This window comes from Pontibacter chitinilyticus (genome assembly GCF_039748935.1).
GTDB classification, from domain to species: Bacteria; Bacteroidota; Bacteroidia; order Cytophagales; family Hymenobacteraceae; genus Pontibacter; species Pontibacter chitinilyticus.
Genome location: NZ_JBDIZJ010000008.1, coordinates 106043 through 131621 on the forward strand (window position 1 = coordinate 106043; position 25579 = coordinate 131621).

Below are 25579 nucleotides of genomic sequence, written 5' to 3' on the forward strand. Positions count from 1 at the left end.
TCGCGCGGTGGCGTGAAGCTGCGCTGGCGCGCTGCCCTGCGGGCACCGGAACCCGCCAAGGCGCTCAGCCCAAGGACTGGAATCTTTCTCATAGCTGCTGACTTTTGCAGTGCCGGGTCCAACCACCCCTACCCCTCAGAGCTGCGCTCGCAAACTTCAAACTCGCGTTTTCGCTTGTCCAAGGAGGGAAGCTTTATTTACTACGGGTTCTTTCTTCCTGGTTTTCTCTTTCCTCTCATCCTGAAAGCATACTTATAGAAGGACTAGATAAATACAAAGCTTTAATCTTAACTTAAACTTAGATCTAATTCCCATCCGCGGAGGGGCCAGGGGTGGGTTCATGAACAACCGGAACTACAACGCTTATACTTCAGCTGAAGTTGTTACAGGCTCCCCTCCTTAGTTAAGGAGGGGCAGGGATGGGTGGCCCCGGTACTTCAGAAAACCTTAAAAGCTTGCTCCAGGGCAACAATCAAGGCCCTTCTCCTGCTCCGCAAGTGGTACGGAGAGTTGTCCAAAAACCACTACCTTTGCAGGTGTTCATCAGTTTAGTACGATCTTGATCAATACTCTTTTCAATACCGATACCATTGTGGCCGTGGCCACTGCGCCCGGCGTGGGTGCCATTGCCGTTATCCGCCTCTCCGGTCCGGAAGCTATCGCTATCACCAACCGCGTGTTCAAAGGCAAAGACCTCACCACGCAAGCCAGCCATACCATCCATTTCGGTACCATCCGCGATGAGGAAATGGTGCTGGACGAGGTGCTGGTGTCGCTGTTTGTGGCGCCCCACTCCTATACCAAAGAGAACGTGGTAGAAATCTCCTGCCACGGCTCCGACTTTATTGTGCAGCAGATCATGCAGTTGCTGCTGAAACAGGGCGCGCGCCTGGCCAATGCCGGGGAGTTCACCAAGCGCGCTTTCCTGAACGGGCAGTTCGACCTGGCGCAGGCCGAAGCCGTGGCCGACCTAATTGCCTCCGACTCGGCCCTCTCCCACCAGGTGGCCATGCAGCAGATGCGCGGCGGCTTTTCGCAGGAAATTAAGCGGCTGCGCGGCGAGCTGGTGCATTTTGCCTCCATGATCGAGCTGGAGCTGGACTTTGGCGAGGAAGACGTAGAGTTTGCCGACCGCGACCAGCTGCGCACGCTAATTGGCAACATCCAGCGCATCATCAGGGAGCTGCTCAAGTCCTTTGAGCTGGGCAATGTGATCAAGAACGGCGTGCCGACGGTGATCGTGGGCAATCCGAATGCCGGCAAGTCTACCCTGCTGAACAAGCTGCTGAACGAGGAGAAGGCCATCGTGTCGGATGTGCCGGGCACCACGCGCGACTTTATCGAGGATGAGATCAACATCGACGGCATCACCTTCCGTTTCATCGACACGGCCGGCCTGCGCGAAACCACCGACAAGGTAGAAGCAATGGGCGTGGAGCGCACCATGCAGAAGCTCAGCCAATCCTCCCTCATTATTTACCTCTTCGACATCACCGAAGTAACCGCCGCCGAAGTACAGGCCGAACTCGACAGGCTGAACCCCAAAAAGCTGCCGCTGGTGGCCGTCGCCAATAAAACTGATCTGGCCTCCCCTGAGAAATTACAGCGATTTGAAAGTATAGAAGGCCTGGTGCCGATCTCCGCCGCCGAAGGAGCCAACCTCGACGAGCTGAAGCAGGCGCTGGTAGCCAAAGTTAACTTGGGCAAGCTCAACACCCAAAGCCAGACCATTGTCACCAACCTCCGCCACGTCGACAGCCTGAATAAAACTTACGCTGCCCTAGACGACGTGCTGCAAGGCCTTGCCCTCGGCATCAGCAACGACTTGGTAGCCGCCGACATCCGCCGGGCCTTGTATAGTTTAGGTGAGATCACAGGCGAGATCACCACAGACGATCTACTGGAGAATATCTTTACAAAGTTCTGCATCGGCAAATAATCCGCCCTAGCCATACCTACCAAAAGCCTCTGTACTTTTACGATACAGGGGCTTTTTTTAATCCCATCAGTGCGGCGCTTTGATGTTCTGGTTCAGGTGAAACAGATTCGTTGGATCATACCGCTGCTTAACTTCTAGCAGTCTCGCATAGTTGTCCCGGTAGGTGGCTTGTATCCGCTCCTGCCCTTCGTCCATCATAAAGTTTACATAGGCGCCGCCCAGGGAGTATGGGTGCGTGGCTTCCCAGTAGCCTTTCGTCCACTCCGTAATGCGGGCATTGTTTGCTGCATCAGGGTCTACGCCCACGATCACTTGCGACCAGTTGGCGTCCCGGAAGCTGAAGGCTGTGTCCGCCTTGCCTATCCGGTGTACAGCGCCATCAATCGGGTAAAGGTGCATGGTCGATTGCATCGTAGGTAGCTTGCGGGCAAAAACCATGTGCTGTGCGATGGCCTCGTCGGGTATGTCTTTTACAAAGTCGCCACGCCAGTACCAGTTGTGCCCTTTGGGGTACAAGGCATCAAAGGCGCTTTGGATAGCCGGGTAAGGCACTTCGCCCACGTGCTCAAAGAGTGGTGGAAACTTGTCGCGCACCTGGCTTATTATTTCTTCGGCCTTCGTCATGTCGCCGCAGTGGCACCATACAATGGCGCATACCTTCTGCAGGTGCAAAGGCTCGGGGAAAGCCGGGGCCGGGGGCACGGTCATAAAGGCAAAGAAACCATTCAGCTCCTCGGGGGCTGCCGGAAGAAAGTCCCGGTACCACTTCAAAATTTCAGGAGCACTTTCCAGGTCCCAGAACATGGGGCCCGCATACACGGTGCTCACCGGGTGGAGGCGGAACACAAAGGAGGTAACCACGCCAAAATTGCCCCCACCGCCGCGGATAGCCCAGAACAGGTCCGGGTGCTGCTGTGCATTGGCGGTCACCACCTCACCGGTGGCCAACACCACTTCTGCTTCCAGCAGGTTGTCGATGGTGAGGCCGTATTTGCGGGTCAAGTGGCCATGGCCTCCGCCTAGCGTTAAGCCCCCTACCCCCGTCGTAGAAATAATGCCGCTGGGCAAAGCCAGGCCATACGCATGCGTGGCCTTGTCTACCTCTCCCCAGGTACAGCCGCCTTCCACCCAAACGGTCGCTGCCTGCGGGTTTACCTTTACTTTTTTCATTTTGGACAGGTCGATGCAAAGCCCCCCATCACTCATGCCCAGGCCGGCGCCACTGTGCCCTCCCCCCCGCACAGCCACCTCCAGTTGATAATCATGGGCAAAGCGAACGGCCTTAACCACCGCGGCCACATCGCTGCAATAGGCAATCAGGCCCGGCTGTTTATTTATCATGGCGTTGTATACTTTGCGGGCTTCGGGGTACTCTTTGTCTCCCGGCTGAAGCAGCTCTCCCTGAAAGTGGGATTGAAATTGACGCAGAATGTCTTCTCCTAAACTTTTAACGGAAACCGAATTAGTTGTTGACGTAGCCATACGTTTCGTTTTAAATTTTGTGCCTACTGGCGCTGTTCAGGCTGGGCTGCGCTTAATGCGCTGCTCCCTGTAACTTGCCTTTTACATGCGCCAGCACCTTGTCCATTTCTTTTTTCGGGCTGAACTCGATGAACTCGATGTCTTCTTCCACCACGCCGGTGTGGCCGGCGGGCCAGTAGTAGAGGTTGCCGCCTTCGGTTACTTCTTCCGATCCATCCTGGTAGCGCATCCGGATCTTGCCTTTCAGCACATAGCCCCAATGGGGGCACTGGCAGTGGTCGTGGTCGAGGCCCTCTAACAGGGGGGCCAGGTCCGTACCTTTGCTTAAGCGGGTATAGGCGGCTGTCATATCCCCGAAAGCCACGCTTGTGATCTTCGCTCCCGGCACATCCAGTGAAACGGGAAGCTGTGTTAGTGACTGTTGCATCCTGTTAACCTTTAAAGTTTGTCATCGCATAGGCCATTTTACAAATGCTAAAAAGCCTGTTTTACCGGCCTGATAGCCAACGGTGCATCGGTATACCTTAGGGCAGGTATACTTTACCCAAGATAAAGCGAAAAGCAAAGGCCCCATGCCACAATTCGTTCAAAGAGTAGCACAATTAAAGCAGGGAGGCGGGAAAAGGCAATTTTAAAGAGAAGCGGTAGCGGCTACAGCCGTTACAAAGCTGGAAGGAAGGATATGGAATCTTTGCTGGAAACACTTCGAAAAATAAGAAGGGCTGGTAAAGCCTGCATCATACGCCACTTCGGCAATGCTATTTTGCTGGCTTTCCAGGATCTCTACTGCTTTTGTTAACCTGAACTCCTTCACAAAATCAACGGGGGAATAGCCTAGTAAAGAAACGGTTTTCCGGTAAAGCTGGGACTTACTCAGCCCACAGGCCTTTGCAAAAGCCTGTACTGTCAGGTTGTTCTCTTGCCAGGCAGTTTCGGTCAGATCATACAACTGGTTTAAAAAGCGCTCCTCCGGCAGGTTCAGCGTCCGGATCAGATGCCCCTCCCGCAAGGCAGTGGTCTCTTCCTGTTTAAAAAGGTCTTTCACTGTGGCGGAAATCACGACATGCCCGGCGCCGGACACCTTGCAGAGCCTGGTGGCTAACTGAATGGCTTTGCCAAAAAAATCGCTGCTGCCATTCACCGGCGTGCCCGCGCTGAGCCCGATTTCCACATCCGGCAGGTCGGCGCCGCACTGCGTGTGCTGCTCCCGGAGCGCCTCCTGTATAGCAAGCGCACAGCGCACAGCCTGGGAGGCTGACACAAAGGAGGCCAAAAAACCATGCCGGGTAGCGCGCACTTCCTGCCCCTCATACTTTAACAAAGAGGCTCTGATGATGGCCTTGTGGAGAGTAGAAAGAGACTGCGCTTCCGAGGGGCCGACTTTAGCGGGCAACAAAGCCGCCTCTTTCAGCTCGGTGGCCATAAGGGTGCGAAAAGCCGAATCCTTGAACGCAAAGAGCGTTTCCTGGCGTAGGGCCTGTGCTTGCGGATCTTCAATTCTTCCCAGAAAAGCTTTCACCACCTGGGTATCAACTTCTATAATTTCGAAAGGAACCAGGCCGTGGGCTTCCAGGTGCATGTTTTTAACAGCCTCCTGGTCCGGTCCTTCAATTAAGCAGAAAGCCGTTTGCCTTTCCTCATCAAACCAATAGGTCAGGCCACGGCAGCCATACTTTGCCTGTATTTTCAGGTCCTCCTGGTGAGCCGCTGCCACATCGCTGGCAGTGACCCCCGAAAAATCATGACGGTCCATGTAAATAGGCATAGCGGCTTCTTTTGATTAAATATAATCATAAGGAAGCAAGTATAAAAGCTGTAAACACTTTAAAATCAGCCGTTAACACCTTAAATAACCCTACTCAGGCAGCCTGCTCCTCACCAAGCCGGCAAAGCCATGGCACAAGCATACCTGCTGCTCGTGCGGGCAGGTCGCGACTTGTCCGCGGAACGGCCTTAACCACAGCGCTTATACTTTCGCTAAAACAGCAGCCAAATTCCCCTCCTTAGACTAGTGAGAATGCGAGTTCGAAACGAGCGAGCGTAGCTCTGAGGGGCAGGGGTGGTTGGATCCGGTACTGCAGAAACTCTTCCCCTCCATACATCCTGCAAATCCTGATGCAGACAAATTGCCCGACCCAGGCAAATCCCAGGTTCAGGTAGTACGGCCTCCCCCTTTGCTGTTGCACCGGAAGGCTTGCCGCGCGGACAGGTCGCGACCTGTCCCTACGAGGGGATAAATATTTTGCACTATCTATATATTTCCCTGCCATTTTCTGTACCTTGTACTTCTGTTCTAACATCGAGTACAAGTATACATGGCCCATAAGAATACCCCTGCTACCGCACCCAAAGCGGACATCGATTTTGAAAACGAACTCTGGAATGCCGCCAACGAACTGCGCGGCGCCGTAGCCGAGAACCAGTACAAGGATTACGTGCTCTCGCTGCTGTTCTTAAAGCACCTTTCTGAGCGATTTGAAGTGCGCAAACACGAATTGCAACTATCCTTTGCAGACCCTAAAAGCGACTACTATAACATAGAAGCCCACCAGCAGACCGAGGTGCTGGAAGACGAGCTGGAGTACCAGGTAAAGAACGTGTACCGCCTGCCCCGCGAGGCTACCTGGGCGTACCTGCGCGAGAACGCCGAGCAGGACGACATCAAGGTGAAGGTGGACCAGGCCTTTGTGCTGATTGACGAGATCCTGAGCAAGCGCAACCCCGATTACAAAGGCGTGCTGGAGCCAATCTTCGTCAAAAGCCAGCTCTCCCCTACGCAGGTGGCCGGGCTCATCAACCTGTTCTCCAAAGAGAAGTTCTCCGAGGTGAGCAACCCCGAATCAGACATCTACGGCCGCGTGTATGAGTACTACATCGGCAAGTTTGCCATGGCCGAAGGCTCCGGTGCGGGGCAGTTCTTTACGCCGGGCTCGGTGGTGCGATTGCTCGTGGAAATGCTCGAGCCGCTAAAGGGCCGCATCATGGACCTGGCCTGCGGCTCGGGTGGTATGTTTGTGCAGAGCCTCAAATTTCTGCAGGCGCACGGCGGCGGCAAAAACGACATCTCCATCTACGGGCAGGAGCGCTACGAAGGCACGCTGCGCCTCTGCAAAATGAACCTGCTGCTGCGTAACCTCTCCTTCGACGTGAAGCTGGGCGACTCGCTGCTGCAGGACCGCTTCCCCGACCTGAAGGCCGACTTTGCCCTCATGAACCCGCCGTTCAACATCTCGAACTGGCACCCCGAGCTGCTGCCCGACAACGACCCGCGCCTCTTCGGGGCCAAAGATACCTTTACCACCCCCGGCAACGCCAAAACATGTGTAGCCGCATGATTAGGCACCACCTCTCGGAGCGCGGCACGGCCGGCGTGGTGATGGCCAACGGCGCCATGACCACCGGAAGCGCCGGCGAAAAGAACGTGCGCGAGCACATGATACAGCAAGGCATGGTAGACTGCATTGTGCAGATGCCCGACAAGCTGTTCCTGACCACCGGCATACCGGCCTGTATCTTTATTCTGAGCAAGAACCGCGACGGCCGCGACGGCGAGCACCGCGAGCGCAAAAACGAGATCCTCTTTATAGATGCCCGCAAACTGGGCACCATGGCCAGCCGCCGCCTGCGCGTGTTCGAGGTTGCCGACGTGGCCCGCATTGCCGACACCTACCATACCTGGCGCAACATCGGCGGCAGATACTCCGACACCGAAGGCTTCTGCAAGGCCGCTACCCTAGCCGAAGTGGCCGCCAACAACTACGTGCTCTCGCCGGGCCGCTACGTGGGCTCCGAAGGCGAGGAAGACGACGGCATTCCGTTTGAAGACAAGATGAAGGGGCTAACCACCGAACTGGCCGCGCAGTTTGAGGAAAGCGCCCTGCTGGAAAAGCGGATTCGGGAGAATCTGGAGGGGATTGGGTTTGGGTTGTAAGAAATAAAGAAGATAGAAAAGTTTACGCCGTAGTTGGTGTTATATCGAGTAACAGCAGTAATCTTCCATATTATGTTTAGAGTGGTTTTTGATCCATAGATTTACTTCGCACTACAAGTATAAAGAAGTGAGTATGAAATAAAACCATAAAATAAAAACTAACAAAAGCTATACTATGAAAAAACAAATTGATACGCATTATATATATTTAGACACTTCTATTTTTATTAAAGAGAATTTTTTTGCTGGTAATAAGCTAAAAGCTTTTTTTAAGCATGCTCAGAATTCAGATATTGAGTTGCTGATTACTGATATAACTTTAAATGAAAGTATAGCAAACCTTGAAAAGTCAGCAAGAGAATCATATTCAGTATTAAAAAGATCCTTGAAAGAAATAGATTCTAAATCTAAAACCTTCAAAAACATAGAGTCTTTAAATGATCTTTTTCGATTACATGACACATTTGCTTTTGAAAAAGAATTAGCGACGCTTCAAGATTCATTCAGGCAGCAAATAAAGTACAACTTCTGTACTATCGAATTGGACAGTGAAGTATCATTAAAGATTATAGCTGACTATTTTAATCAAAATCCGCCATTCAAAGAAGGTAAGAAAAAGAGTGAATTCCCAGACGCCTTTGTTCTTAATTCGCTTGAAGCTTGGTGCAAAAAAAATGAGGAAAAGATTTATGTTGTATCAGATGATGATGATATAATTTCTTATAAATCTGATTATTTATTACCTATAAAGCATTATGATAAATTGTTAGATCAAATTAGCTACACTTATAGCGATGATTATATACTTCCTAAAGTAGAAGATATAATTACTAAAAGTGAAGAGGGTATAATCAAGGCAATAAAAGAGGAATTTTTAAACCAATTCCCATTTGATGGATTCGATCAACATCAGGGTTATGAATATCAAATTAATAGTTTAGATGAAATTAACGCAAACATTGAATCTCATTCTGTACTATACTTTTATTATAATACCGCCTCTGTTGAATTGATTGTGCCAATTGATTATAGTATGGATGTTTCTTATGAAGATAAATCTATGGGTTGGTATGACAAAGAAGATGAATTGTGGTATAATACAGAAAGTTATCGTGAAACCATTAGTGGTGAATCTATTCTTAAGGTGATAATAAAAGTAACAATAGAATTACCTGGCAAACCTATATATGGATATGAAGACACATGGGAATTCGTTGAAATATCAAGTGGTGTTCCTACTGACATTGCAATAGATTAACCTATAAAATTCCCGCCATTGTTGGTGTTATCACCAGAACTAAACTACGGCAGCAAGACGTGCAGCGGAACTTCCTCAGGTATACGGCGCAGCAAATAAAGTACGATCTACAGCAAAACCACCCTGCAGTACCGGAGAAGTTCAGGGTGGGTGCCAAAGACCGGCAGTACCAACTATGGGAGCGGAATCCATTGTCGATATACTGCTACTCTATGGCGGTTACAGAACAGAAACTGGATTACATTCACAACAACCCAATTCAGGAGAAGTGGCAGTTGGCCATGGAAAAACTGCGCGACGTTGCCAAGCAGATGCAGGAAGAAGACGAGCGCCGCAACCAGCTCGGCCTTACCGAGGAGGAAGAAGCCTTCTACGAGATACTGGCCAAGCACCCTAACGCCGTGCAGGACTTCGACCTGATCAAAGAGCTGGTACAAAAGATACTGGCGCAGGTAAAGAAAAGCGCCTCCCAACCCGACTGGTACAAAAAAGATGACACCAAAGCCCAGCTGCAACTGGCCGTGAAAAAGGTGCTGCGTTTTAAGGTAAAAGCCGAGCTGCAAGAGATTCTGGATGAGGTGATGGAACAGGCCGAGGCCAGGTACAGGGAGTATGAAATCAGCGTGGCGTAAACCAAAGAGAACAAATTAATAAACTATACCAATGTCAAAATTTATCACCGGAAAAGAGCTGGAAGATGCTGTTTACAACATTATTTGGGAAGCTAACAGAGATTTAATGATTATGTCTCCTTACATCAAACTGGATGACTACTTTAAGAAGCTCTTTGAAAAACACCTCAACAACCCAAAGCTCCATATTACCATTGTCTTTGGAAAGAATGAAGGACAGGTGGATAAAAGCTTCCGCAAAGCAGATTTAGATTTTTTCATGCAGTTTCCTAACATCAGTTTAGTTTATGTCCCCACTCTACACGCCAAGTATTATGCGAATGATTTGATGGGCGTGCTTACCTCCATCAACCTCTACGATTATTCCTTTAGAAATAACATTGAGTTTGGGGTGCTATATGAAAGCAAGGGCTTCGGTCTCCTATCGAAAAACCCAGACACGGACATTTGGGAAGCCACCCAGGATATAGCTAACGACCATGAGGTAGTATATGTAAAGCGACCTGTTTTTGAGAAGGGGTTCCTGAGCAAAACTTACATGAGCTCCAGAATTCTGCTGGACAGAACGGCTGAATTATATAGTAGTAAACCACTTCAAAAAGGTAAAATAAAGTTGGAGGACTTCGAAGAAGAGTTGGATCATGTTAATCAATATTCTGACATGCCTATCCGCGAGAAGGTGGAAACACGCAAGTTACAAGAGAAGAAGGCAGGCTTTACTTATAAGGCACCTAAGCCAGCTCCTCAAAAAGACTTTGAACCAGGCTACTGCATACGTACCGGCGTAAAGATTGAGTTTAATCCGGAGCGCCCGTTAAGTTACCAGGCTTTCAAAAGCTGGAATCAGTTTGGTAACGAAGATTATGAGGAAAGATTCTGCCATTACTCTGGTGAGCCATCTAATGGTGAAACAAGTGTTAGCCGTCCTATACTTAGAAAGAACTGGAAGAAAGCTAAACTCTTAATGAAATAATTTTTTCTTTTCTCACTTCATTCAGCAGGTATAAAGCCAGTGTCAACCTCTAACCTTCTCTCCCAATTCCAGAACATCAACACCTGGAAAAGCAAAGGCACCCGTGCACCGCACAAGCCGCTGTTGATGCTGCTGGCACTAGGAGAAATTCAGAGAGGGAATACAGGATTCATACCCTATTCAGAGATAGAACCGAAGCTAAAAGAGTTACTTATTGATTTTGGTCCTCAAAGAGGTCAGGTACATGCTCATTTCCCTTTCACAAGACTTGCAAATGATAAACTATGGCAATTTAATAAGCCAGAGTTAATTGATACCAAAGTTAATGCAAAGCCCAAATTCCTTCTAGCAAACGATATTAGTGGTAAGTTCCCCGATGAAGTAACGCTGCAGCTAAAGCAAAACCCAGAGCTGTTAATAAGTGTGGCAGAAACCATATTAGAACAGAACTTTCCGGATACGCTGCACCAGGATATACTGGATGCTGTTGGCCTGGATCTGACGCTCACGGCATCAGACCGCATTATCAAATCAGTTCGCAAACGTGATCCGCTTTTCCGGGAAAGTATACTAAAAGCTTATGAGTACCAATGTGCTGTATGTGGTTTTAGTGTACGGCTTCGGCACCAGCTGCTGGCATTGGAGGCGGCGCATATTATGTGGCACCAGGCTGGTGGACCGGATGTAGAGGTGAATGGTTTAGCCCTCTGCGCAACGCACCACAAGCTGTTTGACATGGGAGCCTTTACGGTGACAGAAGAGCTCAGAATGCTGGTATCAGACGAGGTAAACGGCACTGGTGCGCAGGAGTGGCTTATCAGGCACGATGGCAAATCCATTAAACCGCCACAAAAGAAAGCATTTTACCCCAACCCTGAATTCACCTCTTGGCACGTAAACGAAGTATTCAAAGGCGGCTACAGAAGCTAACCCCACTCCTGCTGCCACACACTTACACCCCATGCTCCTTAAAATCTCCCAGCACCGCAGAACCAGGTAAGCCATACCCGGCAGCAAGCGCAAAGCCCGCTAAAAAAACTTACAGGCCTTACTCAAAAGACCTCACAGCGTTTTTAGAACCTGTGAGTGTCTGGGGGAACAGCCGTTGCCATGTAGCAGATAAGACACGCACAGGTCCGGAAGACGCTGTGAGGTCTGAGTACTCCGCGGCATTATCAATCCTGTTCATTCTTTTTAATCCTGCAAATCCTGATCCTGACACATTACCCGGTGCACGATTAACCCACCCCTGCCCCTCCCGAGAGGAGAATTTGGTAAATGTTTCCCGGCTGCCCTAAACTTGCAGCGAATGTCACAAAACTGCCTCTCCGGACCTGGAGAGGCAGTTTGTTTGTCCTGATATGATGCCGTTGGTCTATAACTCCCTGGCATTAAAGGTATCCCCCTGCCGCACATCACCAGTTTCGAAGCCTTTTTTGAACCAGCGAACCCGTTGGGCCGAGGTGCCGTGGGTGAAGGAGTCTGGCACCACTCTTCCTGTAGCTTGCCTTTGAAGGCGGTCGTCGCCAATGGCACTGGCGGCGTTCAGGGCCTCTTCCACATCGCCGGGCTCTATAAACCCTTTTTCTTTTTGGGCATGGTTGGCCCAGACGCCGGCGTAGAAATCGGCCTGCAGCTCGAGTCTTACCATCACCTTGTTGAACTCCGCCTCGGATAATTGGTCCCGCAGGGCGTTTACCTTATCAGTTATTCCAAGGAGCTTCTGCACATGGTGCCCTACCTCATGGCCTACCACATAAGCCTGCGCAAAGTCCCCCGGAGCACCCAGCTTCCGGTCCATTTCGCTAAAAAAGCTCAGATCGATGTATAGTTTTTCATCCTCTGGACAATAAAAGGGTCCTGTGGCAGCAGAAGCAAGCCCGCAGGCCGAGTTTACCTGCCCGGAGAACAGCACCAGGGTAGGATCTCTGTACCCTTGAATCTCCTGGTCCCAGAAATCCTCGGTGTCGGCCAGCACAACGGCTGTCTGGTCGGCCAGTGCCTGCTCCTCCGGACTGGGCTGGTAGGTGGTTGATTGGGCATACTGCGGTTCCCCACCCATAAACTGCTGCAGGAGTGTGAGAGGGTTGGTTCCTGTTAAAAACATCAGCGCCACCAGTACCGCCACAATAATCAGCCCCACTTTGGAGAAAAGGAGCCGGAACAATGGAATAAGCAGCATGGGGCTTAAGCCGCCACCGCCGCCTGCTGATTGTCCTCTACGGTCTTCTATATTGCTGCTTTTTCTTCTGCCTTGCCATTTCATATAAGTATTCTTTAAGGAAGTGAATGATAGTGAATGGGCTTATTACCTACCAGCCGCCGAAAGGCAATATGGCTAGCCGAACAGTATAACGGCACGCAGCTTCACTTAGATGCAGGCCACTAGTACAAAATGCCTGTCCCGGTAAGCATTTAGAGGTCTATACCTGTATTTTGCCTGTTTACCCGCTCACGCTTCATCATCACAAAAAGTTGATCGGACGAAAATATTTTTGCAGCTGTTGATCAGGATGCCCTACCATAATATTGCAGGAAGAAGGCCTGCGCAGCAACCCGTTGAGCATCACTGAAGAGGATGCGGCAATAAAGAAATATTGGCCAAACACCTTAACCCCGTACAGAGCTTCAGCCTGATAAAGGAGCTGGAACGCAAGATACTTGCCGAAGAAAAGTAAAGTGCCCGCAACCCGGCTGGTTTAAAAGACGGCACGAGGCACAGCTGCAACTGGCCGTATACAGGTGCTGCACTTCAAAGTAAAAGCCGAACTGCAGGAGATACTGGCTGAGGTGATGGAGCAGTCTGAAGCACGGTACAAAGCGTATGAGATGAGCGTGTCTTGATCCAGGGAGAACCCACCTGCTAAATGGCACTGCATGAACGACTTCTCCCCTTGCCATAGCAACAAACGTTTACCTCCACTACAAACCAGGTTTGCAGGAGCGGGAAGAAATCTTTCCTTAGCGTAAAACTTTAATAAGGCGAAGGGCTGATACAGGTCCAACCGCCATCGATGATCAGGGTTTGGCCTGTTATATGCCGGGCTTCATCGGAGACCAGGAACAGGGCAGCATGGGCAATATCCGCTACGCTGGCCGGCCGGCCCATGGGCGTGATCCGGGACCAGGTCTTTTCATAGGCAGGGTCCTCCATGGTTCGCTCGGTTAAAGTAGCTCCCGGCGCAATGGTGTTGACATTGATATTATACATGGATACTTCGATCACCAGGTTTTTAGCGAGCATTTCGATGGCAGCTTTGCTCATACCGTAGGCGGCCAGGTGCTGGTGCGCCTGGTGCCCGGTTACCGAAGAGGTGAACAACAGACTGCCGCCCGTGGGTTGTTGTTTCATCTGGTTGGCCGCTGCCTGTGCCAGAAAGAAAGTTCCTCCCAGGTTCACCTGCAAAACTTTGTAAAAGGCTTCGGGGGTGTAGGTAAAGAAATCACCAAAAAACGTAATGCCGGCATTGGCCACAACAATATCCAGGCTGCCGAACCGGGTTACGGCCGTATGCACCATCTGCTGAATGCAGGCCACATCACTGGCATCTCCTGCCATAGCGATACATGCCCCGTTCTCCTGAGTGATCTGCCGGGCAGCGTCTTCCGCAAGAGTAGCATCCAGGTCATTCAGGATGACTTTTGCGCCTGCCTGTGCGAGCTTCCGGCTGATCTCCAGGCCAATGCCTTGTCCTGCTCCGGTAACAATCGCTACTTTATCTTTCAGTGTCATTTACAAACCTTTCATTTATCAACTGCTCTTTTTCAATCGCTACTGCATGCAGCAGGCGCAATTACTTTTTATTAATGCGAATCTTTTGTTACCTCACTGCCCGAACCGCCTCTCAGGAAATCGAAGTCAGCGCCCAAATGCGCCTGCTCCACGTGGTGCTGATAGAGGTGCACGTAACCTCTAGCAGCGAAAGGTTCTTCCTGTCTTTTCCTTTCTTTCCGCAGGGCAATTTCCTCCTCCGATAAGTTTACTTGCAAGAGGCGCTTGTTTACGTCAAGCGTAATTTCATCGCCGTCCTGTATAATGCCTAAAGTTCCGCCTGCCGCTGCCTCTGGGGATACGTGCAGCACCACTGTGCCAAAGCCTGTTCCGCTCATGCGTCCGTCTGATATCCGGATCATGTCGGTTACGCCCTTGGCTAAGAGTTTGGTCGGCAGCCCCATGTTGCCTACTTCGGGCATTCCCGGGTAGCCTTTTGGTCCTACCTGCTTTAATACCAGTACGCTGGATTCATCCACCTCCAGCTCCGGGTCATCAATACGGGCCTTGTAATCGTCGATGTTTTCGAATACCACCGCTTTGCCCGTATGCTGCATCAGGGGAGCAGTAGCTGCAGACGGCTTGATGACGGCCCCGTTTTCGCACAGATTGCCTTTCAGCACCACTACACCGGACATGGTGTTAAAAGGCTTTTCCAGCTTTGCGATGATGTTCGGGTCGTAGCACTCGCACTGTTCATAGTTCTCTCGGATGGTCTTCCCATTTACCGTGAGGCACTCCCTGTTCAAGTGTGGCAGTAGCTCGTTAATGACGACCGGCAGGCCACCGGCATAGTATAGGTCCTCCATAAAGTAGGTGCCGGAAGGCTGCAGGTTCGCGATTAATGGAATATGAGAGGAGAAAGTATCAAAATCATCAAGCGTTAAAGGCACCCCGATCCGACCAGCAATCGCCAGCAGGTGGAGCACAAAATTGGTAGAACCGCCGATCGCTGCATTCACCATGATGGCATTCTCGAAGGCCGCTCTTGTCAGCACATCCGAAAGTTTGCGGTCTTCTTTTACCATGCGCACAATTTCAGCGCCAGACAGGTGCGCCATGATCTTCCGGGCTGCATCCGGTGCCGGGATGGCGGCATTTCCGGGCAACGAAATACCCAACGCTTCTACCATACAGGCCATGCTAGAGGCCGTTCCCATCACGGCACAGTGTCCGTCGCTCCGGCACATGCCGGCTTCGGCCAGGGTCATTTCCTGGTCACTCATAGTGCCTGCCCGGTTGGCTTCGCTGAAGCGCCATATATCGGAGGTGCTGATGCTTTTGCCCCGGTATTTCCCCGTCAGCATCGGCCCACCTGATACCACAAGGGTGGGCAGGTCCACGCTACAGGCGCCCATCACAAGGGAGGGCGTTGTTTTATCACAGCCGCACAACAGCACCACGCCGTCCAGCGGATTAGCCCGGATAGACTCTTCCACGTCCATGCTGGCTAAATTCCGGTAGAGCATCGCGGTAGGTTTCATCAGCGTTTCGCCCAACGACATTACCGGAAACTCCACAGGGAAACCTCCTGCTTCCAGCACCCCTCTTTTTACATGCTCGGCCAGATCGCGGAAGTGCGAATTACAGGGGGTTAGCTCTGACCAGGTGTTGCAGATGCCAATAATCGGCTTGCCTGCAAATTCATGGTCAGGAATTCCTTGCTTCTTCATCCAGGCCCGGTAAATGAAGCCATCCTTTCCTTTCCGGCCAAACCAACCAGCACTTCGTAGTTTTTGATCTTCCATCCCTACTGTTTATTAAGATACAGGGCACTTCGCTTTTATACCCCGGCAGCACGGGCGTGAGGTAGTTTGCAACAGGGATGATGCCCCTGCAGGAGTGCTTACTAAATATAGCAATTCATGCGGTGAAAGTATAACTAGTTTGTTTTTTGTGCTGCTGTAAAGCGGACCAGGCGTTGCGCTGTATACCTCTGTCGTACGTTGCATTGCCTGACGTTTACCCACTCTGGACGAGTTGGGCTTCTCTATGAAGTTATATACCAGATGCGGCCCTAAACCCCGCATTTTAAACTTCTCGTGCGCCGGTACGTTGCTCTACAATAAATAACGCAAGTGTCCGGACCTCAAACCTATACCTATACCTATACCGTATGATCGAACGCCAGGTGTACCGCATGCCGAAAGCAGGTTCTATCAAGTATCTGCAACTGCAGACAGAAAAACTGGAGCCGCCCAGGGCCGATGAAGTATGTGTCAGGGTGCAGGCCATCGGGCTGAACTTTGCGGATATCTTTGCGATGCAGGGGCTCTACAGCGCTACGCCGGAGGGCTCGTTTATACCTGGCCTGGAGTTTTCGGGGGAGATCATCGCGGTGGGAGCAGCGGTGGACACCTGGAGAGTGGGCGACAGAGTAATGGGTGCTACGAAGTTCGGCGGCTATGTATCGCACATAAACAGCCATTACCGCTATGTGCTCCCGCTTCCGGACGACTGGAGCTTTGAAGAAGGGGCCGGGTTCCTGGTGCAGGGACTCACCGCCTACTATGCGCTTACGGCATTGGGCGATCTGCAACACGGCATGACGGTGCTGATCCATAGTGCGGCAGGCGGAGTGGGTATACTGGCGAACCGTATCTGTAAGAAGTATGGCGCTTATACTATCGGCAGTGTAGGACGGGCTGAGAAAATGGCTTTTTTACGTGAGGAAGAAGCCTACGATGAGGTGATCCTCCGGGACAAGCATTTTTATGAAAAGCTGAAGGCAGCACTTGGCGACCGGCCGCTGCGCCTGGTCATGGAATGCATTGGCGGCAAAATTCTAATGCAGGGCTGGAAAGCGATGGCGCCTATGGGACGGATGGTGGTGTATGGCAATGCCAGCTTCTCCAGCCATGGGGCAAAGCCCAACTATCCCCGTCTTATCTGGAAGTACCTGAAGCGCCCCAAAATAGACCCGCTGCGCCTGCCAACCCAGAATAAATCCCTGATGGGCTTTAACCTCATCTACCTCTACGAACAGACAGACATGATGCACCAGCTGCTTGAGGCCCTGCAGAAGCTCCGGCTAAAACCGCAGCATATTGGCCATGTTTATCCCTTCGAACAAATGCAGGAGGCGATTCATCTATTCCAGCAAGGCAAAACAGTAGGCAAAGTGGTGGTGCAGGTAGGGAACAGCAGGTAAGCTGAATAGCTTGGAGGTAAAAAAAAACACCTTTGTAGGATGAAACAAGTGTATCTGTAAAGAGAAAGAGCCCTTCTAAAGCTTTGCCGGCTCCCTCCTATTCTCAAATTCAGCTGGCTTACCACAATTATACTTCATCTGCATACTTCTCCACCCATTCGAAGTGCTGCTGAATGATGTTGTTCTTCTCCTTTTGCAAGTATGAGAGGTATGCCTGGGCCACAGGTGAAAAATGCTTGTTTTGCAGCCAGATCAGGTTCCAGCTTGTTTTCAGGGGCAGCCCTGTAACAGGTATGATCTGCAGGTCTTTTTGCGTCAGTTCGTTTTTGATACCGATCAGAGGCATAATGGAATACCCTAAGCCAGCCAGCAACGCTTGTTTTACGGCTTCGTTCGAGGTAAGCTCTACTTTTTTAATAACAGGAATCTGATTCCCTGCAATAAACCGCTCCATGGTTAAACGCGTGCCAGAGCCCCTTTCGCGGTAAATAAGCGGCAGGTTTTTAAAGATCTCAATGCCACTGTTTCCCTCGTTCCCCAGTTCTGAACTGCGACCCACCAGATAAAGCTTGTTCTGCATCAGCTCCACTTTATCGATCTTCAGGTGCTCTGGCAAAATAGACACTAAGGCGAAATCCGTATCATTGTTCTCCAGGCTTTCCAGCACTTTCGATTTGTTTGTGACATCCATCGCCAGTTCGATGCCTTCATGCTGCTTCAAAAAGCCGGATAAAAAATAGGGCATCACATACTTGCCTGTAGAGACCACCGACAGCTTCAACTTGCCCGACAGCAGCCCTTTATGCGCAAGTGTTTTGAAATTGATGGCATGCACTTCATGCAGAATGTTTTCAGCGGCAAGAGCAATCTCCCTCCCGAAGTCAGTAATGTATACTCTCCTGCCGATAATCTCGGTCAGCGGAATCTCGAACTGCTCCTGCAGGTTCTTTAGCTGAATCGATACGGCGGGCTGGGTCAGGTGCAGTTCTTCTGCTGCTTTGGTGATGCTCATCGTCTGCGTGATCTTCAGGAACACCTGCAGCTGGTGCAAAGTATAGTTCATAAATTTTACTTATGCGTAGCATTAAATATATAAACTATTATTTATAAAAGCTATTGCCGAAGTTTGTAGCACAACTAAAAACTATAAACAAGATGGCAGTACTAACCGAAAGTCAATTTAAAGGCGCAGCTGTTAAAGCTGGGGTACTCACTAAAATCGCAGTAGCCAAAGGTGACGGCATCGGGCCCGAAATCATGAAAGCAACCCTGTGTGTGCTGCAGGCTGCAGGCGCAAAGCTGGACATTGAAGAGATTGAAGTTGGCGAAAACGTCTATCTGTCCGGGCAACCCTCCGGTATCACACCTGAAGCCTGGAATGCGATCCGGCAGAGCAAAGTGTTGCTCAAAGCACCGATCACTACGCCACAGGGCGGCGGCTATAAAAGCCTGAATGTAACCATGCGCAAAATGCTAGGCTTGTACGCAAACGTGCGCCCCTGCATCAGTCTTGCTCCTTTTGTACAAACAAAGCACCCCATCATGGATGTGGTCATTGTACGGGAGAACGAGGAAGATTTATACGCCGGTATTGAGCACCAGCAAACTGATGAAGTAGTGCAATGCCTCAAGCTGATCAGCAGACCAGGCTGCGAAAAGATCGTACGTTATGCCTTTGAATATGCCCGGCAGTATGGCCGCAAAAAAGTTAGCTGCTTCACCAAAGATAACATCATGAAACAGACAGACGGCTTGTTTCACCGGGTGTTTGATGAAATAGCAACAGAATACCCCGACATTGAAAATGAGCACTGGATCGTGGACATTGGTGCCGCCATGCTCGCTGATTCGCCGGAGCTATTTGATGTGATCGTAATGCCGAACCTTTACGGTGATGTTCTCTCGGATGTGGCTGCTCAAATTACCGGCTCTGTAGGTCTGGCCGGTTCTGCCAACATCGGCGAGACCTGCGCCATGTTTGAAGCCATACATGGTTCTGCCCCCCGCATTGCCGGATTAAATGCCGCCAACCCTTCCGGCCTATTGCAGGCCGCTTGCATGATGCTGAACCACATCGGGCAAAATGATGTAGCTGAAAGAATACACAACGCCTGGCTTAAAACCATCGAAGAGGGCATCCATACGGCTGATATTTACCAGGAAGGCGTTAGCAAGCAGCGGGTCGGTACACAGGAGTTCGCCTGGGCCGTGATTGACAACCTGGAGCAGAAGCCGGCGCACATAAGCCCTGTTGCATATACCAAGGGAATCAAATTTAACCTGCCGAAGTATACGCGCAAGCCTGCTGCTACAAAAGAACTGGTGGGTATAGATGTGTTTGTGCACTGGAATGGCACTGACCCGGAAGAAATAGCGAAGCAGCTGCAACAGCTGGACACGCCCGAGTTAAAATTGACCATGATCACGAACAGAGGCATCAAAGTATGGCCGGAGGGCTTTGAGGAAACTTTCTGCACCGACCACTGGCGCTGCCGCTATCAGCCGGTGCAGGGGCACCCTGTAGCCAAAGAGCACCTAATCGCGCTACTGGCGAAAGCCATAGAGAAAGGCTTGGATACGATCAAAACAGAAAACCTGTACACCTTCAACGGGAAAGCCGCTTTCTCACTGGGGCAGGGGCAGTAACCGGATCTGTTTCAACCATGAAATACAAAAGATCATGCGCAACAACTTCAGCGTTCAACTTACGATCGTCCTACTCCTTGCTGGTGTTTGCTGGCTTCTGGTAGCCCAGCCAGGCGATGCCGTGTTGCGTGAGCTCTGTAAAGCTGTAGCTGTAGTCGTTTGCCTGCTCGTGCTCCGGATCACAACTATTGTTTCAAAAGAAGAATAACACTTATGAACACCATCAAATTTATAAAAGGCAGGTTTACGCCTGAAGATGCAAAGGAGATTCTGCTGGATGTCATCAGCCGGAAAATCAATTTCCATAATCTCAAAGACTTTAGCTCGCATATTCGGTTCAACAAACCGGATGTAGATTCAAGAAGCAGGGTTGAAGAACTTAAAGCGGCAAGAGAACTGATTCTGGCCATTACCGAGGAAGCTGTAGCGCTAAACAGCAATTTGATAGTAGAATCAACTATAAACATCATGCTGGAGGCCAAAGATCAACCGAAAGGAATCTTCCCGGAGGTCGCAGACTGCTGATCGGCTAACAATTGCCTTTAAAGAGCCTGTTACTTAGCTAAGCAAAAGGCAGCTTCGCTCCCAAGGCTCTCCAGGCTCCGTAAACCTGCATGAATTTATACTTCATTCAACAGGTTTGCGGAGCTTTTTTTCACTCCTGCGTAGCTATACCTATGATTTGTTTCCTACAGAGGACACCGGAAGTATAACTTCCCGGTGCGGGAGCGCTCCTGAAGTATATGCAAGCCACAAGAGCCGACAGTAATATTCTTTAACACATTGCCGAAGAAGCTGGCAAAAAGCACGAGGCCCACGCTATACGATTAGGTACTGCGCGGGCCTCGTGCTTTCCTTTCCTTCAGGTTACCCGATCCACTTGCGGAGGACCATTATTAGTTCGTCGTGGTCCAGGGGTTTGCAGAGGTGGTCGTTCATACCGGCAGCCAGGCTTTTGGCAATATCATCTTTGTAAGCATTGGCCGAAAAGGCAATCACGGGGCCGGCATAGTGCTGCTTCCGGAGCAGCGTGATCGCTTCCAGCCCATCCATCACCGGCATCTGAATGTCCATAAACACCAAGTCGAAAGTGTTGTCGCGGGTAAGCACCACCGCCTGGTCCCCGGAAGAAGCGGTAGTCACCACAGCCCCCATGTCTTCGAGCACCTGCTGTAGCAGCAGCACGTTTATCTCGTTATCATCTACTACTAATATGCTGGTTGCATTGGGCACCGTATAGGGCTGGTCCGCCTCCGGTTTTGCCGGTTTTGCTGCTGCCTCTGCCACTGCTTGGAGCTGAAGGGTAAACCAGAAGCACGCCCCCTCTTGCTGTCCGGGCAGCGGACTGATCACGCCCAAATCGCCCTGCATCAGATTGATGAGTCTTTTGCTGATGGCAAGCCCCAGCCCGAAGCCGCCATACTTGCGCGAAGTAGACTGATCGGACTGCGTAAAGGAGTCGAACACCACGTGCTGCTTGTCTTCCGAAATTCCGATGCCGGTATCCTCTACCGTGCCGTGCAGCAGGATCTCTCCGCTGCCCGCCTGATGCGTTGCCTTAAAATGCACATGTATGCTGCCGTACTCTGTAAACTTAATGGCATTGCTCACCAGGTTGATGAGCACCTGGTTAATGCGGGTAGGATCGCCGGTAACCAGCTGCGGCACCGAGTTATCAAAAGTATAGGAAAATGTCAGGTTTTTGCTGTTGGCCATGTACCGGTAAGGCTCCAGGTGCGATGAAACACTTTCGCGGATGTTGAACGGAATCATCTCCAGCGAGATCTTGTCGCGCTCAATCCGGTGCAGGTCCATGATGTCGTTGAGCAGCTTGGTGAGCGTAGTGCCTGATGTTTTGATCAGTTGCACATACTGCGCCTGCGTTTGGGACAAGGGCGTATCGCGCAGCAGGTCCGTAAAGCCCATAATGCCGTTCAGTGGCGTGCGAATTTCGTGGCTCATTGTAGAAAGAAAGCTGCTTTTAGATTCGTTGGCTGCTTCAGCCTGCTCCTTGGCTGCTTTCAGTTCCTGCTGCGTTTTCTTAATTTCCGTAATGTCCTTGGCGATGATAAGAATGCCGTCGGCTTCGTGCTTGTTGTTCAGCAGCTGCGAAAAGGAGCAGGAAGCAGGCAGCGTCTGATGCTGGCTGGTGCGCAGCGAGAGCTCCACGTTCAGGCACTTGCCCTCACGCCGGCAGCGCTCCATGTGCTGTTGCAGCACCCCGACTTCCGATTGCGCCACCAGCTCCGAAAGGTGAACACCCTGTAGTGCCGCTTCCTGGTAGCCCAGCAATTCTTCGAAAGCTTCGTTCACGTTGCGGATGGTAAAGTCGTTGTTCAGCACCAGCAGCATATCCACAACACCCCGGTAAATGCTCTGCATAAAGTCCCGGGAGACAGTTGAGTTTTTCAGCTCCTGCCCCAGCATGCTGATACCGGCAATCAGGGCATCCAACTCGTCTCCTGCTTCGGAGGTCTTCAGTTCATGGTCAAAATTGCCATTGGCAACTTCGGCGATCAACCGGCTTATCTCTTCAATTCTATCTCTGAGGACTTTCACGTGTTAGCTTCTTATGGTTTCAGGGGCAGGCGCTACTCTTGTCCAACGGCAATGGTGGCTTGCATCATCTCCATCGAAAAATTGTCTTTGGCCTGGTAATAGCCTACTTTCGGATACAGGGTGGCCCCTATTTTTTTCTTTTCCAGACTAGCCGATATGCCCATGTTCACCTTGTGGCAGCCCAAGGCATTAGCCCGTTTGATTACCTGGTAGAGTGTTTGCCTGTAAACATTAAACTCCTGCAGGTAATCGTAGTCCATACCTATCATCATAAAGCTGTAAACATGTGCCGCATTTTTATGGCAAAACGCCACGGCAACGGGGTTTCTGTTTTCGGTAACCGCTTCATTCAAATAAAGCAGTACAAATTCCCACGACTCATCTACATTCAGCAACTCAAAGACTTTATCCGGGAAGAGAAAGTTATTGATCGCAAAGTTTCTTTGTTTTACCTGCTGAAACAAGTGTATGGCATGCTGCAGTTCGTGGCCAGCAAGGCGGCTCTTCACCTCAACAGTATAGGCCGATTCATACCTTTTGATCTTCTGCACAAAGTTTTCCCTGCCTTTCTTGGTAAGCGTGTTCCGGAATGCTTCTTCTGTCGTCCACCCCAGCGTCTCCACTACGCAGGATTCCGGCAGATCCATTTTCACAAAATCCTGCTCCACCATAAACTCATCCAGTTCCGGGTCGTGCGCCTCCAGGTCTCTGAGCAGGATGCTGCTGGCATTTACGCGCTCCTGCTCCTGAAACAATTCGGACAGCAACAGCTTCAGGGCTTCTTTCCAGTGAACATTTTCCTTGTTAAGGTACAGGTGGTTGCCCTCCGTAAATAAGCTGCCCATGATAATGCCTGTCGAAGTCAGGTAATAGGGGTTTACCTCCCGCTCCTTCTCAATTGCCCTGGATACTGATGCCTGTGAGAACATATCGTCCTTTAGCAGCGCGGCTACGGCAAACGTCATCAGAATCAGGTTTCCCTGTGGGTCATTTATACTATAATATCTAAAGTCCCAGTTATTCTCTTTTTCGGTGTTGCCCCTGAACGATTCCTCCAGAAACTTCATCCCGTTCCAGTCGAACATGCCCCTGTAACCCAGGTAACTGTTCCAGGTAGCCTTGTCAAGTGCCTCAATCGTACTAACACAGTTTATCGTTAACTGTTTGGCAGAGGCAGGTTGTTGCGTGGCGGCTATAGTTGAAAGCAATGGCATTTTAAAGGCTTTCCGGATGTTCTCCTGCGTTTGGTTGGTAGCAGTCAGCGCCTCCTGGAAGTGCAGCACCAACTTACTTACTAACGCCTCGATATCCTCTAAAGTATTGTTCAGGGAGATGGTGATCCGAATGCCAATGTTCTTGGCTGGTACCGCCGGAAAAGTTGCCAGGTTCACGTAAACGCCATCCTGTAACAAGGCTTGTACTAAGTAGTTGCCCATGTCCATGGTACCGGTGCCTATAAAGAAAATGGGGCTGTTGTTTACATGCACCAGCGGCAGCGACGTTTCCTGAAGCAGGGTATTGAAATAAGCAATCCGCCGCTGCAACTCCTCCTGGTACCCGACAATTTCATCGCTTAAATGTATTTTAGCTGACGCAATGGCTGCTCCTAATGTAGCCGGCTCTATCTGCACCGAAAATGTTAGCGGCCCGCCGAAATTATTCACCTTATTATACCAATCTTCGTTGGGGAACAGCGACAAGCCCCCGCAGGCACCAAAAGCTTTGCCAAGGTTGGCTGTCAGGATCATTTTGCGGTACAAGCCGCCGGGCATCTGGCTCATGGCATAGCCCGTGCCGTTTGTGCCGGCCCAGCTCATACCGTGCGCATCGTCTACATACAGGTAAAGCTGCTCATACTTTTCGGCCAGCGCAATCATTTCAGTGAGAGGCGCAAAGTCGCCATACATGGAGTACACGCTGTCGGCCATGTACCAGATGCGCTCAAACTTATTACGTTGCTTTTTGATCCGATCTTCCAGCATTTCCAGGTTGTTGTGGCGGATCATCTCCACGGTTACTCCCTGGCTCAGCATTTTCTTCACCGCCTCCTGTACACTGGCGTGCACCTGGTGGTCCAGGATCACAAGGTCTGTAGCGCGAATAAGGCTGGGGATAGTAGTCAGGTGCGAAAGCGTACAGTTCTTGGAAATAACAACGGGCGCGTTATACATCTGGCCGATCAGCTGCTCCAGCTCTTTATAAAGCGGATTGGAGATGTAGGTTCTCGACATCGGGAACTGCGTGCCGTAGCGCTGTATTGCATCAATGGCCCCTTTTTTAATTTCAGGGTGATGCTCCAGGCCAAGGTAACCGCAAGTGCCGAAATGCAGCACTTTTTTGCCGTTTAACGTCAGGCATTTTCCGCTAAGCTCCTGATCTTCTGCATGCAGATGAATAATTCCTTTCTTTTTGGAAACAGAAAGCACGGAATCTACCGTATCCACAATACTGTTATGTCTTATTTTTGCCACGTAATTTCGTTATTATTGCTGAATGAGATTCCTGACTAGCGAATTGTAATATGTTTTTAAAATTGAATGGCAAAGTTCGTAAATGATTCTAACATCAAATCAACGAAACATTTAAATTTATTTGTTGAAGATGGAATCCTGCATTGTATCTATAAGGATATAGATTTAATGAATATTGAAGTGGCAAAAGCTTGCGTAGAAGAACGCCTGGTTTACATCGGAAAGAATAGTTACCCTAGCTTGTTTGATATTACCAGAATAAAGGAGTCGACAAAAGAAGCCCGCGACTACATGGCAAACGAAGGCAACGACCTTGTACTGGCCAGTGCCATTCTGGTGGCCTCGCCCATGCTGCGGATGATGGCTAATTTCTTTATCATGGTCAACAAGCCTAAGAACCCGACCCGCATGTTCACCAGCAAAGAAAGCGCTGTTGCATGGCTCCGGCCTTTCCGGTCTGTCACGCCAACAGAAAGCTAAAGGTATACGTAGCGACCGAAAGTCACCTGCTGCTCCACTGCCCGAACGCATCTCCTGGTGATTTCTTCCTTGCCTCACACCAAAATTCCACGATAGAAAATCCGGAAATCCCGTACCTTTAAGGTAAACCATAAACCCTACGCTCATGGCAAAGTCACAAGACGCAAAAAAAGATGTAAAGAAAAAGCCGGCTAAAACGGACAAGGAAAAGAAGGCGGCCAAACAGGAAAAGAAAAAGAACAGCTACGATTAAGCTGCACGTAGAACCTACAGGCATGCTGCCAG

20 protein-coding genes are annotated in these 25579 nt (G+C 50.4%); 11 read left to right on the forward strand and 9 right to left on the reverse strand.

All coding sequences use genetic code 11. From position 1 onward, the window contains the following. Window positions 1-559: 559 nt before the first annotated feature. Window positions 560-1939: a tRNA uridine-5-carboxymethylaminomethyl(34) synthesis GTPase MnmE gene (mnmE, locus tag ABDW72_RS13315; protein WP_347159062.1), complete on the forward strand. Its 1380-nt coding sequence runs from the start codon at window positions 560-562 to the stop codon at window positions 1937-1939. 66 nt (window positions 1940-2005) lie between these two features. Here mnmE and ABDW72_RS13320 read toward each other — a convergent pair whose 3' ends face one another. From ABDW72_RS13320 to ABDW72_RS13330, 3 genes are all read right to left on the reverse strand, one after another. Beyond that, the gene (locus ABDW72_RS13320; protein ID WP_347159063.1) at window positions 2006-3421 is read right to left on the reverse strand and encodes an FAD-binding oxidoreductase; all 1416 of its coding nucleotides are present in this window, start codon (window positions 3419-3421) and stop codon (window positions 2006-2008) included. A gap of 52 nt (window positions 3422-3473) precedes the next feature. Next, on the reverse strand, window positions 3474-3848 hold the full coding sequence (locus ABDW72_RS13325) for a cupin domain-containing protein (protein ID WP_347159064.1): 375 nt from the start codon (window positions 3846-3848) through the stop codon (window positions 3474-3476). A gap of 204 nt (window positions 3849-4052) precedes the next feature. Then, window positions 4053-5186 (reverse strand): nickel-binding protein, encoded by a 1134-nt coding sequence (locus ABDW72_RS13330; protein ID WP_347159065.1) that lies wholly within the window; start codon window positions 5184-5186, stop codon window positions 4053-4055. Window positions 5187-5736: 550 nt separating this feature from the next. On the opposite strand from ABDW72_RS13330, the gene ABDW72_RS13335 reads away from it, so the two are divergent. The 6 genes from ABDW72_RS13335 to ABDW72_RS13360 all read left to right on the forward strand — a co-directional run bounded on the left by ABDW72_RS13335 (window position 5737) and on the right by ABDW72_RS13360 (window position 11145). Next, window positions 5737-6756 carry a class I SAM-dependent DNA methyltransferase gene (locus ABDW72_RS13335; protein ID WP_347159066.1) on the forward strand — a complete coding sequence of 340 codons (1020 nt, stop codon included), beginning with the start codon at window positions 5737-5739 and terminating at the stop codon, window positions 6754-6756. After that, window positions 6753-7352, forward strand: a complete 600-nt coding sequence (locus tag ABDW72_RS13340; protein WP_347159067.1) for an N-6 DNA methylase — start codon at window positions 6753-6755, stop codon at window positions 7350-7352. The genes ABDW72_RS13335 and ABDW72_RS13340 overlap by 4 nt, the downstream gene beginning before the upstream one ends. A gap of 175 nt (window positions 7353-7527) precedes the next feature. Next, window positions 7528-8610 (forward strand): PIN domain-containing protein, encoded by a 1083-nt coding sequence (locus ABDW72_RS13345; RefSeq protein ID WP_347159068.1) that lies wholly within the window; start codon window positions 7528-7530, stop codon window positions 8608-8610. 59 nt (window positions 8611-8669) lie between these two features. Continuing rightward, window positions 8670-9242, forward strand: coding sequence for a type I restriction enzyme endonuclease domain-containing protein (locus tag ABDW72_RS13350; RefSeq protein WP_347159069.1), 573 nt, complete (start codon window positions 8670-8672; stop codon window positions 9240-9242). A gap of 31 nt (window positions 9243-9273) precedes the next feature. Further along, entirely contained in the window at window positions 9274-10215 is a 942-nt protein-coding gene (locus tag ABDW72_RS13355; RefSeq protein WP_347159070.1) for a phospholipase D-like domain-containing protein, read from the forward strand. 39 nt (window positions 10216-10254) lie between these two features. Further along, window positions 10255-11145 carry a phosphorothioated DNA-binding restriction endonuclease gene (locus ABDW72_RS13360; RefSeq protein ID WP_347159071.1) on the forward strand — a complete coding sequence of 297 codons (891 nt, stop codon included), beginning with the start codon at window positions 10255-10257 and terminating at the stop codon, window positions 11143-11145. Window positions 11146-11590: 445 nt separating this feature from the next. On the opposite strand, the gene ypfJ is transcribed toward ABDW72_RS13360, so the two are convergent. The 3 genes from ypfJ to ABDW72_RS13375 form a co-directional block, all read right to left on the reverse strand. Further along, window positions 11591-12481, reverse strand: coding sequence for a KPN_02809 family neutral zinc metallopeptidase (ypfJ, locus tag ABDW72_RS13365; RefSeq protein WP_347159072.1), 891 nt, complete (start codon window positions 12479-12481; stop codon window positions 11591-11593). Window positions 12482-13189: 708 nt separating this feature from the next. Next, window positions 13190-13948, reverse strand: coding sequence for an SDR family NAD(P)-dependent oxidoreductase (locus ABDW72_RS13370; RefSeq protein WP_347159073.1), 759 nt, complete (start codon window positions 13946-13948; stop codon window positions 13190-13192). Window positions 13949-14019: 71 nt separating this feature from the next. Further along, window positions 14020-15735 carry an IlvD/Edd family dehydratase gene (locus ABDW72_RS13375; RefSeq protein WP_347159074.1) on the reverse strand — a complete coding sequence of 572 codons (1716 nt, stop codon included), beginning with the start codon at window positions 15733-15735 and terminating at the stop codon, window positions 14020-14022. Between the two features lie 368 nt (window positions 15736-16103). Here ABDW72_RS13375 and ABDW72_RS13380 point away from each other — a divergent pair, with 368 nt between their 5' ends. Further along, window positions 16104-17138, forward strand: a complete 1035-nt coding sequence (locus tag ABDW72_RS13380; RefSeq protein WP_347159075.1) for an alcohol dehydrogenase catalytic domain-containing protein — start codon at window positions 16104-16106, stop codon at window positions 17136-17138. Window positions 17139-17265: 127 nt separating this feature from the next. Here the strand turns inward: ABDW72_RS13380 and ABDW72_RS13385 are convergent, their stop codons facing one another. Beyond that, complete coding sequence (locus tag ABDW72_RS13385) at window positions 17266-18201, reverse strand: LysR family transcriptional regulator (RefSeq protein WP_347159076.1); 936 nt, start codon at window positions 18199-18201, stop codon at window positions 17266-17268. 92 nt (window positions 18202-18293) lie between these two features. Between ABDW72_RS13385 and ABDW72_RS13390 the strand changes: the two genes are divergently transcribed. Together ABDW72_RS13390 and ABDW72_RS13395 are read left to right on the forward strand one after the other, a co-directional pair. Continuing rightward, window positions 18294-19784: an NADP-dependent isocitrate dehydrogenase gene (locus ABDW72_RS13390; RefSeq protein ID WP_347159077.1), complete on the forward strand. Its 1491-nt coding sequence runs from the start codon at window positions 18294-18296 to the stop codon at window positions 19782-19784. A 213-nt stretch (window positions 19785-19997) separates the two neighbouring features. Further along, window positions 19998-20309 (forward strand): hypothetical protein, encoded by a 312-nt coding sequence (locus ABDW72_RS13395; protein ID WP_347159078.1) that lies wholly within the window; start codon window positions 19998-20000, stop codon window positions 20307-20309. Between the two features lie 342 nt (window positions 20310-20651). On the opposite strand, the gene ABDW72_RS13400 is transcribed toward ABDW72_RS13395, so the two are convergent. Both ABDW72_RS13400 and ABDW72_RS13405 read right to left on the reverse strand, forming a co-directional pair. Next, complete coding sequence (locus tag ABDW72_RS13400) at window positions 20652-22343, reverse strand: PAS domain-containing hybrid sensor histidine kinase/response regulator (protein ID WP_347159079.1); 1692 nt, start codon at window positions 22341-22343, stop codon at window positions 20652-20654. Window positions 22344-22375: 32 nt separating this feature from the next. Next, window positions 22376-24814: an aminotransferase class I/II-fold pyridoxal phosphate-dependent enzyme gene (locus ABDW72_RS13405; protein WP_347159080.1), complete on the reverse strand. Its 2439-nt coding sequence runs from the start codon at window positions 24812-24814 to the stop codon at window positions 22376-22378. 66 nt (window positions 24815-24880) lie between these two features. Here ABDW72_RS13405 and ABDW72_RS13410 point away from each other — a divergent pair, with 66 nt between their 5' ends. Next, entirely contained in the window at window positions 24881-25294 is a 414-nt protein-coding gene (locus ABDW72_RS13410) for a DUF7793 family protein (protein ID WP_488168638.1), read from the forward strand. The last annotated feature ends 285 nt before the right edge of the window (window positions 25295-25579 follow it).